This window comes from Ureibacillus galli, assembly GCF_014836845.1.
GTDB classification, from domain to species: domain Bacteria; phylum Bacillota; class Bacilli; order Bacillales_A; family Planococcaceae; genus Ureibacillus; species Ureibacillus galli.
Genome location: NZ_JACSQA010000033.1, coordinates 25,686 through 37,467 on the forward strand (window position 1 = coordinate 25,686; position 11,782 = coordinate 37,467).

Annotated in this window: 12 protein-coding genes; 2 read left to right on the forward strand and 10 right to left on the reverse strand. The window is 35.5% G+C overall.

Translation table 11 applies throughout. The features are described from left to right. Positions 1-69: 69 nt before the first annotated feature. The 7 genes from mltG to H9636_RS16370 all read right to left on the reverse strand — a co-directional run bounded on the left by mltG (position 70) and on the right by H9636_RS16370 (position 7,489). Positions 70-1,191, reverse strand: a complete 1,122-nt coding sequence (gene mltG / locus H9636_RS16340) for an endolytic transglycosylase MltG (RefSeq protein ID WP_191708639.1) — start codon at positions 1,189-1,191, stop codon at positions 70-72. Between the two features lie 377 nt (positions 1,192-1,568). Then, entirely contained in the window at positions 1,569-2,084 is a 516-nt protein-coding gene (locus H9636_RS16345; protein ID WP_191708640.1) for a DUF1292 domain-containing protein, read from the reverse strand. A 74-nt stretch (positions 2,085-2,158) separates the two neighbouring features. Continuing rightward, entirely contained in the window at positions 2,159-2,467 is a 309-nt protein-coding gene (locus H9636_RS16350) for a DUF1292 domain-containing protein (protein WP_191708642.1), read from the reverse strand. Positions 2,468-2,757: 290 nt separating this feature from the next. Continuing rightward, positions 2,758-3,174: a Holliday junction resolvase RuvX gene (ruvX, locus tag H9636_RS16355; protein ID WP_191708644.1), complete on the reverse strand. Its 417-nt coding sequence runs from the start codon at positions 3,172-3,174 to the stop codon at positions 2,758-2,760. Positions 3,175-3,181: 7 nt separating this feature from the next. Beyond that, positions 3,182-3,448 (reverse strand): IreB family regulatory phosphoprotein, encoded by a 267-nt coding sequence (locus H9636_RS16360; RefSeq protein WP_122971392.1) that lies wholly within the window; start codon positions 3,446-3,448, stop codon positions 3,182-3,184. 138 nt (positions 3,449-3,586) lie between these two features. After that, on the reverse strand, positions 3,587-6,247 hold the full coding sequence (gene alaS, locus H9636_RS16365; protein ID WP_191708645.1) for an alanine--tRNA ligase: 2,661 nt from the start codon (positions 6,245-6,247) through the stop codon (positions 3,587-3,589). A gap of 447 nt (positions 6,248-6,694) precedes the next feature. Then, entirely contained in the window at positions 6,695-7,489 is a 795-nt protein-coding gene (locus tag H9636_RS16370) for a GNAT family N-acetyltransferase (protein WP_191708646.1), read from the reverse strand. Between the two features lie 150 nt (positions 7,490-7,639). Between H9636_RS16370 and H9636_RS16375 the strand changes: the two genes are divergently transcribed. Then, positions 7,640-8,323 (forward strand): TerC family protein, encoded by a 684-nt coding sequence (locus H9636_RS16375; protein WP_191708647.1) that lies wholly within the window; start codon positions 7,640-7,642, stop codon positions 8,321-8,323. Positions 8,324-8,333: 10 nt separating this feature from the next. Here the strand turns inward: H9636_RS16375 and H9636_RS16380 are convergent, their stop codons facing one another. Continuing rightward, positions 8,334-9,488: an MFS transporter gene (locus H9636_RS16380; protein WP_191708648.1), complete on the reverse strand. Its 1,155-nt coding sequence runs from the start codon at positions 9,486-9,488 to the stop codon at positions 8,334-8,336. Between the two features lie 148 nt (positions 9,489-9,636). Between H9636_RS16380 and yeiL the strand changes: the two genes are divergently transcribed. Further along, positions 9,637-10,299 (forward strand): transcriptional regulator YeiL, encoded by a 663-nt coding sequence (gene yeiL, locus H9636_RS16385; RefSeq protein WP_191708649.1) that lies wholly within the window; start codon positions 9,637-9,639, stop codon positions 10,297-10,299. Between the two features lie 40 nt (positions 10,300-10,339). On the opposite strand, the gene H9636_RS16390 is transcribed toward yeiL, so the two are convergent. Together H9636_RS16390 and H9636_RS16395 are read right to left on the reverse strand one after the other, a co-directional pair. Then, complete coding sequence (locus H9636_RS16390) at positions 10,340-11,110, reverse strand: sporulation protein (protein WP_191708650.1); 771 nt, start codon at positions 11,108-11,110, stop codon at positions 10,340-10,342. 66 nt (positions 11,111-11,176) lie between these two features. Beyond that, positions 11,177-11,605 (reverse strand): DUF1801 domain-containing protein, encoded by a 429-nt coding sequence (locus H9636_RS16395; RefSeq protein ID WP_191708651.1) that lies wholly within the window; start codon positions 11,603-11,605, stop codon positions 11,177-11,179. Positions 11,606-11,782 lie beyond the last annotated feature (177 nt).

Here is an 11,782-nt window from a genome sequence, read left to right on the forward strand (position 1 = left end):
ATTTTTTCTATACTCAACATAAAAACAATCGTTTCCTTCTGAATTCTTTTAGATTCATATGAATTTTCTTTATTGTTCTAAATATTGGTCAATATTTTTCAAATGTTCATCATATGTTTTGGCAAAGTGATTATTACCTTCCTTATCCGCTAAGAAATATAAATAGTCAGTATCAGTCGGACTAAGGGCAGATTCTATTGAAATTTTCCCTGCATTGGCAATCGGCCCAGGAGGTAATCCCTGAATTTTATATGTGTTATAAGGGTTGTCCACTTCTAAATCTTCATATAACACCCGTTCTTTATGGGAACCTAATGCGTAAAGAACCGTTGGATCCGTTTGTAAAGGCATATCAGCTTCTAATCGATTATAAAATACACTCGCAATGGTTGCTCGATCCGTTTGTGCTGTTGCTTCTTCTTCAAGAAGAGAGGCAAAGGTTAACAATTGATGCGGTGTCATATGTTTTTCTTCTAGTAAAGCACGATATTCCACAACGATATCGTTTGTTTGAGAAATCATCATTTTAATAATATCATCCAATGATGGGTTTTCTTCATAGAAAGAATAAGTAGCAGGATATAAATAACCTTCTAAAGCAAAACGAATTTTTTCATTAAATACTTCATCTGTAATTAAATCAGGGAAACTTCCCATCATATTTTGGATAAATTCTTTATTTGTTACCCTTTCCATAAATTGTTCCGCAGTATAATCCGTATGTTTTTCAACAATTTCAGAGATTTGGTCTAACGTTAACCCCTCCGGAACAGTAATGGTAAATATAGGTTCTCGGTACACTTTCCCTGTTTTCAAACTCTCAATGATCTCATCAAATGTCATCGCTTGAGTCATGACGTAATTACCAGCCTGAAAATTCGTTGCATTTTTAAACTTTGTATAATATTTAAATACTCGGGCATCTTTTATAACATTCTTTTCTTCTAATATACTAGAAATTAATGTTATCCCTGACCCCATTGGAATCTCTACTTCAATTTCAGCAGTTGCTTCCGGATCAATCGGCTTCATGGCAGATTTCACATAAAAATACCCACCAACACCTACCACTGCTACAATTAGTAAAATAGCAAGTGTTACAATCGTTACAATCCGTCGTACAACTTTACCTTCCGATTTTCGCACGTTTAATTTCTCTATCATTTTCTGTTTTTTAGATTCACTATCCACCGGCGTACCCCCTCACATCTCCTAATATGATACAAGAAAATACAAATGGTGACAAATGAACATTACTCAAAACTTGCGTTTGAGGTATGTTCATTTGCGACGAGTACCTACTGGAACGAAAGCAGCAATAAGTTTTCAATGTCTCTTGCGGATTAAAGACATGTTTTATCTGCGGCGAAAGCTTGCGACAGGCGCAATTACTTTTTACTCAAAACTTACGTTTGAGGTATGTTCATTTGCGACGAGTACCTACTGGAACGCTGAAAAATTGACTTCTTTCTTTGAATTAATTTTCAGAAGCAGTACTTTATCCCTTTTGAAAAACAACTAAATACACGAAAAAAAACGTTATGAAAGTCATAACGTTTTCATCACTACTATTCACCTAATGCCTCTACTTCTTTTTCAACTAGTTTCCATTCTTCTTCCTTTTCAATTGGTAGTAAATCAAGAACTTCCCCGTTCTCACCTGGAATATATGCAGCTGCATATATTTCGCCTACTTCCTCTTGATCGGCAAAGGTATAAAGTATATAAGACTTGTCAAATTCGTCTAACTCAAAACGATGAATTACTTCACAAACCACTTCCTCACCGTTTTCATCAGAGATTGTAAAGTAATTACCTTCTTCACCAAATTCAGCAATTAATGTATTTAATACTTCATCTACCATATCCCATTCTTCTTCTGTTTCAAGGGAAGAGAAATTCGTCAGTTCACCGTTTTCTCCTAGTTCATAACGAAGGGCAGAAATTTCTTCACTTTCATTCCCCTCTTCATCTACTAAAGAGTATAAAACGTAGGATTGATCATCTGTATCAAATGTAATTACCACTTTACATAATTGTTCAGAGCCATCCTCTAATTGTAACTTAAATAATTGATCGTCCATTAATGTACCTCCTACTATTTAAAAAAGGTAGGCAAAATCAGCCTACCTTTTTATTATAAGATTTATTTTATTTCTTATTCTTCTTCGTCATCTAATTGGTCTTCTAATTGATTTAACACATCTTCAATTAAATCCCACTCTGCTTCTGTTTCAATCGGTTCTAATTCTCCATCTTCACCATTTTCAGAAGGAACGAAAGATGACGCAAAGATTTCAATTTGGCCTTCATCATCTTCTTCAGCACCTACTAATGAATAAAGTACATAGGACTTACCAAATTCTTCAGAATCAAAAGTGTGTAGCACTTCGCAAAGTTGTTCGTTTCCATTTTCATCGACAATTGTAATATGACGATGTTGTTCGTGATCGTGTTCATGTACCATTATTGGTCACCTCTTCATTAAATTTAAAACTAGATATACTTTATATCACTAGTATTTATTTTCTGCCCCTGCGTATTCGAGGCAGAGAACTAACCATCCCCAAAGGTGGGGCTTGCCCCTGTCGCTTCGCTTTCGGGGCAGAGAATTAACATTCGCTCTTTTTAGCGAATGTATCTTGCCCCTGTCGCTTCGCTTTCGGGGCAGAGAACTAACCATCCCCAAAGGTGGGTCTTGCCCCTGTCGCTTCGCTTTCGGGGCAGAGAATTAACATTCGCTCTTTTTAGCGAATGTTAATTCTTGCTATCTAAATATCCTTGAAGGATCATAACAGCCGCCATTTTATCAATAACTTTTTTACGCTTTTTACGGCTTACGTCCGCTTCAATGAGCATTCGTTCAGCTGCCATCGTTGTTAAACGTTCATCCCACAGCTTTACAGGTAAATGAAAGGAATCTTCCAGCATTTTTTTATAATTCTCGGAAGCTTCACCACGAGGACCGACTGTATTGTTCATGTTTTTCGGATAGCCAACTACAAACTCCGTAACAGCATATTCCGTAACAAGTTCTTTTATACGCTCGATGCCAAAATCGCCAGTTTCTTCGTTTATCTGTATCGTTTCTATACCTTGCGCTGTCCAACCTAAGGCGTCACTAATTGCAACGCCAACTGTCTTTGAACCAACGTCTAAACCCATTACTCTCATATACTTATTATGCCTCGTTATTCTTCTTAATATAAAATTTTACGAGCTCTTCAATAATTTCATCACGTTCAAGCTTACGTATTAAGTTTCTTGCATCCTGATGGCGAGGGATGTATGCCGGATCACCAGATAAAAGATACCCTACAATTTGGTTAGTAGGATTATACCCTTTCTCTTCTAGTGAAGAGTACACCTTCAACATCACTTGCTTTACTTCTTGTTCCATTGACTCTTCTGGAAAACTGAATTTCATTGTTTTATCAAACGAACTCAAGACCAGCACCTCGCTTTCAGTAATAAGGAGATGTTAACGGAAAAACATCTCTATTCTCTTTATTATAACCGATAAACCAATTCAATCAAATATCAGGATGGTATTCTGACCATATTTTGTAACAGAAAGAAAATATTTTTAATTGGATTTAACGTAATCATACACAGAATTTAACGCTTCTTCAAGTTTTGATGCATCTTTTGCACCTGCCATCGCCATATCCGGACGACCGCCACCTTTACCTCCACAAGCTTCAGCAACTGATTTCACAATATTTCCTGCGTGGTAAGCTCCTCCCACGATATCTTTTGTTACACCCGCGCATAACATAACTTTGTCACCATCAACCGCACCAAGTACGATTACAGCTTTTTCTAATTTATCTTTTAAATCATCCATCATTTGACGAAGTTGATTGTTATCTTTCGCTGCAACTTTTGTGGAAAGAACTGTAATATCACCAATTTTTTGAGCCGCATCTAATACGGAAGCTGCCTCTGCATTCGCTATTTTTTGGGATAATGCTTCATTTTCTCGTTGTTGTTCTTTTAATTCATGCTGTAAAGTTTCAACACGAGCTACTAAGTCTTTAGGGTTCGCTTTTAATAAAGCAGCAGATTCCTCTAAAATCCGTTGTTCTTCCTTCACTGCTTCAAATGCTGCTTTACCCGTAACCGCTTCAATACGACGTGTACCTGCTCCGATACCACCTTCTGAAACGATTTTAAATAAACCAATTTCGGAAGTACGTTTTACGTGGATACCACCACAAAGTTCGATGGAGTAGTCACTTACTTGGACAACACGAACAATATCACCATATTTTTCACCGAACAACGCCATTGCACCGATCGCTTTTGCTTCAGCAATTGGCATTTCTTCAATAACTACTTCAATATCATCCCAAATTTTTTCGTTTACAATACGTTCAATTTTTTCTAACTCTTCTTTTGTAGCAGGACCAAAGTGGGAGAAGTCAAAACGTAAACGGTCTGGTCCTACATAAGAACCTGCTTGGTTAACATGGTCGCCAAGAACATCTTTTAATGCCCGTTGCATAATATGTGTAGCTGTATGGTTTTTTACTACAAGATTACGTTCATCACGATCCACCATTGCCGTGACAACATCATCCACATGCATTTCACCAGATTCCACTATAACGGTGTGAAGTGGTTGACCATTCGGTGCTTTTTGAACATCTTTTACAAAAGCTGTAAATGAATCGTTGGAAATTTTACCATGGTCAGCAACTTGTCCACCCATCTCCGCGTAGAAAGGTGTTTCCGCTAAAAGTACAAGAACTTCTTCACCTTCTGAAGCATAATCGGCCATTTGACCATTTGAAACGATTGCAACGACTTTTGTCTCAGTTTGTAATGTTTCATAACCTACAAAATTTGATTCTTGTGTTAAATTTGCCAAAACTTCTGATTGAACTTGCATGGAATCGACATCTGCGCGAGCTGCACGAGCACGTTCCCTTTGTTCATTCATAGCTGCTTCAAATCCATCTAAATCAACCGTCATACCTGCCTCTTGAGCGTATTCTTCTGTTAACTCAACTGGGAATCCGTAAGTATCATATAAACGGAATGCATCATTACCAGGAATGACATTGTTTCCTGCAGCTTTTTCCTTTTCAATTACTTCCGAAAGAATTGCTAATCCACCGTCAAGAGTTTCATGGAAACGATTCTCTTCATTTTTAATAACACGTTCGATAAACTCTCTCTTTTCTTTCACTTCTGGGTAGAAGTCTTGCATAATTTCGCCAACGGTAGGGACTAATTTAAACATAAACGGTTTATCGATACCGATTTGTTTTGCATATCTTACCGCACGACGAAGAAGTCGGCGTAATACATAACCGCGCCCTTCATTTGACGGAAGAGCACCGTCACCGATTGCAAAAGCAACAGTACGAATATGATCGGCAATGACTTTAAATGGTGTATTTAAATCTTCTTCACTACCGAAAATTTCTTTTAAATCGATTTCACCCGGACGTTTGTAAGATCGGTTGGCAAACTCTTCAATTTTTTCGATAATTGGCATAAATAAATCTGTATCAAAATTCGTTGGTACATTTTGCACAACGGAAGCCATACGTTCTAAGCCCATACCTGTATCAATGTTTTGTTTAGGTAGCGGTGTGTATGTTCCATCTGGATTGTGATTAAATTGTGAAAATACTAAATTCCATACTTCAAGATAACGTTCATTTTCTCCACCAGGATATAATTCTGGATCGTTTTCATCATTACCGTATTCAGGACCACGGTCGTAGAAAATTTCAGAGTTTGGACCAGATGGACCTTCTCCGATATCCCAGAAGTTCCCTTCAATACGAATTAAACGTTCTTCTGGAATACCAATTTCATTTTTCCAAATATCATATGCTTCTTGGTCTTCTGGATGAATCGTGATAGATAAAAGTTCAGGTTCGAAGCCCATCCATTTTGGATCAGTTAAAAACTCCCATGCATAATGAATTGCTTCTTTTTTAAAGTAATCACCAATTGAGAAGTTTCCTAACATTTCAAAAAATGTATGGTGACGAGCTGTTTTCCCTACGTTTTCAATATCATTAGTACGAATAGATTTTTGTGCATTCGTAATACGTGGATTGTCAGGAATAACACGACCATCGAAATATTTTTTTAACGTAGCAACACCTGAGTTAATCCAAAGTAACGATGGGTCATTAATGGGCACTAACGGTGCAGATGGTTCTTGAGCATGTCCTTTTTCAATGAAAAATTCTAAATACTTACGACGAATTTCTGATGCTTTCATCTTCAAATATACCTCCAATAATATTATAAATTTGATTTACATGATGGTGTTCCAGTGTACCTTTCGAAAATGACGGAATAAATAACAAATCCATCGTTTCATTCAAATAAAAAAGTCCTCATCCCACAAAGGGACGAGGACTGTTGCTCGCGGTACCACCCTAATTTATAAGTCTGCTTCTGTAAAAACTTACAGCAGGTTCTAAATAGCTCCAAGCTTCAAAGCAAAACTTATATCTCAAGCACTGTAACGTAAGTGGACGGCAGGGATTAGCTGCACTCTGGAGTAGCTTTCCGCTAGTGCTTAACGTGAGATTCTTTCAGCCAAGGAATCCCTTTCTGTTCGTAAACATTAACGTACTTGTTCCATCATCGTGTTCAATATATTCTGTTCTAAATTATATGAAATGGGATGCTTTATGTCAATTATAACTATTTTAATCAGCATTTACTCATATCGATAGACATTCCAAAAACCAATATCTTCAAACCCTAACCGTTTATATATTTTACCAGCGTCCGGATTGTCATAAAATAAACATAGTTCCTTTTCTTCTTTTAACAAATCTTGACACAATTTAATCATACAGTCAGTAGCAAGTCCCTTTCGTTTATACTGTTCCTTTGTTGCTACAGCAACAATCATGGCAGAAGAGCTATTTTCCGCCGTTGTGGAGGCAGTTGTAGCCATTTCGCCATTCATTCGGATAAAATAAGTTCGTCCTGTTTTATTTTCAATCGTCCTTTTTTTCGACTCAACTGTTATGTTTGCATGTTGAAATTCTGGCACAGTTTTTAAAAGAGCAACAAGTTCTTCTAGTTCCTCAACACTCAACACTTCAACCGAATGTAGTTCATCCTCGCTTTTAGAAATTTTTAAGTTTTGACATTTGGCATAATAGAAAGAGCTTTTGCTTTTCATATTTTTTACAATGAAAGGTTCTAATTTCTCTACAATTGGTTTTAATCCGGACAACTCAGTCATATTTGGGTCATTATTTATAATGGCAGCAAACTCTTTCCAATTTATATCATTTTCAGTATATGGTATGTAATTACCTTCATATTTTAACAATACTCCAATCAACTCTTCCGAATTATCGAATTGCCCCCATACAGTTTGAAATTCTGTATCAAAACCATAGGCTTCAATATCCCCAATAATAAACAAATTTTCGGCAGGCTTTTTTAAAACGAAGTTCATCACCTTTTGTCGATCTTCATCTATTAGTTTTCTAATCATCCTATTCACCCGTTTCTTCCAATCTAAATTATTAAGAAATTATCATATAACAATGAAACTTTCAATCAATTAATAAACTTCTGAAAACTTGGCAAAAGACATATATTGTTTTGTTAAAGGGACTACCATATAGATTGGAGCGAATACATAGTGGAATTATTTTCTGTTGAATTTTTCACGGCTTTACTTTCTATTATTTTTATCGATTTAGTACTTGCCGGTGACAATGCTTTGTTAATTGGACTTGTTGCCAAGAACTTACCTAAAAACCAACAAAAAAAGGTTATTTTTTGGGGAACTTTTAGCGCTATCTTCGTTCGTATCGTCTTAACGTTAGTTGCTGTTAAATTATTGGCGTATGATGGTTTACTATTAATCGGTGGTGTTTTGTTATTATATATTTCTTATAAACTGTTACTAACAGAAGAAGAAATCAATGTAAAGCAGACGAAAAGGAATTTTTGGGGAGCAATTAGTACGATTCTTTTAGCCGATTTATTAATGGGAGTAGATAACATTATTGCGGTTGCTGGAGCTGCTCATGGAAATATTTTACTCGTCGCCATTGGATTAATTGTTTCGATTCCGATTGTTGTCTGGGGAAGTACAGTTGTGACAAAATTAATGGAAAAATTTCCGATTATTATTGTGTTAGGTGCAGCCGTTTTAGCATGGACATCTTCTAAAATGATTTCAAAGGACGCTTATGTGGCCCCCTTTTTCCCATCCCAAACGGCTATTTACACATTTGAAGTCCTTCTTGTTCTTGCAGTGATTACTTTTGGATTACTAACTAAATATTTTATAAAACAGCGAAAAGTCGTCCCTAAATAGGGACGACATTTTATATTTGATACGATTTTTTTGAAAGTAAAATGATTATGATTGCTGGAATCGTGAAAATGGTCATTCCTAAAAATGCGAGACCCGGAGTAATATCATATAAATATCCTCCGAATAATGTTAAAACTGCCGCACTTAAGCTTGTTGCCAGGGCGGAATACAAACCTTGTGCATTGGCAATTTGTTGTTTTGGTAGACTTTTCGTAATGTATTGGATGAAGGCATAATGGGCCATTGCAAAGGAAACCGAATGTAAAGTTTGTGAGAAAATAAATGCCCAAACATTTGGAAATACAAAAATGATGAACCATCTTAATGTAGAACCAATTGCTGCAATGAAAAATAAGGTTGAAATTTTCTTATTAGCAAAGAGACGGTCCGCTATTAAAAAGAATAAAATTTCAAATAGGACTGCTACGTTCAAAATCATGCCAATATAAAACGTATTGACTTGTAAATATTGTTGCAAATAAATGTAACTGTAATTGTAGTATGATGCTAAAGAACCTTGTAAAAGGATAACGATAACCATGACTACTGGAAAGCCTTTAACTTTCCATAAACTTCTCATAGAAAAAGCTCGACTTCGGTCTTCTGCTGTTGGTTTAGCTAATAACACTTCCGGCGTAGGCATAATTTGAAGAATTAACATGATCATTAAATAACCAATCATTGCCCATAAAATGACCTTTTCCCCTACATAGCCTATCATCACACTTAGAATCAAAACGGAAATGACAAAACCGATCGAACCATAGGACCGGCTTTTACCGTAATGAATCTTAGTTTGCTGAACTAGGGTAGAAGCACTACTTTCGATAGCCGGTAATAACGAAGGATAAAATAAACTAAAAATCAATGTAATGGCAAATAAAGCCGGAAAAGTATTAAAAGGTAAATATAATAACGCTGCTATTAAGGAACTAATTACTAACAATAGGGTTAACTTTTTATCACTGAAATATTTCGAAGCGAAGGGATAAATAAACATCGTTGAAAATGCTCTAGCAACTAAACCGAAACCCATAATGATACTTACTTCATGTACCGTTAATCCTTTTGCCCCTGATAACCACCCTGACCAATATTGTAAATATACTCCCCATGTAAAGAAAAATAGAAAGAAATTTTGGGATAACCACCGTTGATTGTTCATAGACGTACTGCAACCTCCAATCTTTATTGAATAATAGCACGTTGTCATTTAAAATAATGTGAGATATCTCACATTTTTTCTTTTGTTCTCTGTTCATTTTTTAGATCAGTAAGCAAAAGGTTGGGATGAATCGATTGGAGGAATTATTTTGCAATTAATAACAGGGAAACAAAAAGAAGAGTATATAGAAAAATATTCCTTTCAATCTTTCTTCTCCTTTGATATTTCACCTTTTGTTCAAGTGTGTGAATTTGAAAAAGGAGAATATATATTTCAAGAAAGTTCTTTACCGGAATCGCTTTACTACATGGTAGAAGGAAAAGCGAAACTATATGTTACGCATAAAAACGGAAAAGTATCGTTAATTAATTTCATTACATCTCCTAGCTTTATGGGGGAAGTCGAGTTATTAAATGCTCAAAAATATACAAAAGGGATTCAAACTGTAACCAAAACGATATGCTTCTCGCTCCCTTATTATGATTGTAAACAAAGGCTTTTAACTGATTCAGTATTTTTAAGGCAACTTTGCTTATTTTTAGGGAATAAAATGACTCAAACGACAAATCGATTTTCTCAAACTCAAGCCTATCCTCTTGAAAATCGATTAGCTGCTTTTATTCTTATGTCTTCTGATGGTAACTTTTATAAAGAAAAGCATACGGAGATTAGTGAATATTTAGGAGTGTCCTACCGGCATTTACTTCATACCTTCGCCCATTTTTGTCAGTTAAATATGATTAAAAAAAGTAACAAAGGATATGAAATTATTGATCGAGTGAAACTTCAAGAACTTGCTCGCGAAGTATAATAAATAATAGGGTATTCCAACATTTGGAATACCCTTTTTGTTAAGCGTATTTAGCAATCGTTTGTTGTAACACTTCTTTAAAAGCATGTAAATCTTGTTTTGGAATCGTCATTCTTATATTCGTCTCATCTGCATCTAACGCTTCTGCTAAAAATCCGCCGAACCCTCTAGCTTTTCGATCTACTTGAATTAAAATTTCTACTGAATCAGCCGTTTGGGATAAGAAAACGATTTCTAACTCATCTAATCTCCCTCTAAATGATCCACCAGTTGGAACAAATTCAAATTCTTGAAGGAACGGATAGTTTCGAGAATATTTGTAAGACGCTTGTTCACATTCTGCTTTGCGTAATCTAAATCCAAGTTGTTGAACGTCGTCTAAAATTTTTGAAGCAATCTCAGATGGACGAATTTCGATGTAATCTTTATCATCGGAATCTACACCACTGCGAATATCTAATTCTGTTGCAACCCACACTTCTGTTTTCCCAACTGTAATTGGTGTATCGTATGGTAATGTAAATGAAAAAGGAATTATTTTCGTTTCATTTACATTAATTGTAAACGGATCGGTTACTCGGAATTGTTTAATTGGAGCTTTTGCTGTCACTTTATGATCATCAATTTCTTTAATATATGTTGTATATAAGGTTAAATAAATTGTATCAATATTTTGTTCCACATTACCACCGTAAACTTCTATTTCCCCGCGGACTACTTCACCTGCAACAAATGAAGATTTCTCCAATTTTGTATCTACTTTTGCAGCACCTACACCAATACTTGCTAACATCTTATTAAAAAATGACATTTTTCAGCTCTCCTTCTTTTTTCGTTACAATCTATTTTGTTTTACGTTTACTAACTTAAAAAGGTTTCAATCTTGCGGGTAAGTTTTTTGTAAAAATTTTATAGATTGAATGATTAATTGTTGTAATATGTCACGATCGATATCCGCTAGTTTATTAATATAAACACACCCTTTTCCAACGGTATGTTTCCCGAATCGTTCTAGTAACACTTCTCTCTCTTTATCACCAGGGGCAAAATATAAACTGATTTTTGCTTTTCTTGGCGAGAAACCAACTAGGGGTGCATCCCCTTCATGTCCTGAAGCATATTTGTAATGATAGGAACCAAATCCGATAATACTCGGCCCCCACATCTTCCCCTTAAAACCAGACGTTTCTTCAAAAATTTTTAATAGTTGATAAGCATCTTCCCGTTTTTTTGGACTTTCAACAGATTCAATAAATTCTGTTACACTATAATCCGTTGTTTTTGTTTTTTGTTCGTATTTTCCCATTTCCAACCTACCTTTTTTAACGTTTCGTACTATTTCTATAATGATTATAAAAACGTTGATTGTTCTTTGTATTATTCCATAAGGAATCTGTTTTTCCCTTTAAAAAAGAGGCTGGGACATAACTAGCTTCAAATAGTGAGAAAGGTGAATTTGATGAAACTCAAATTCACCTTTCTC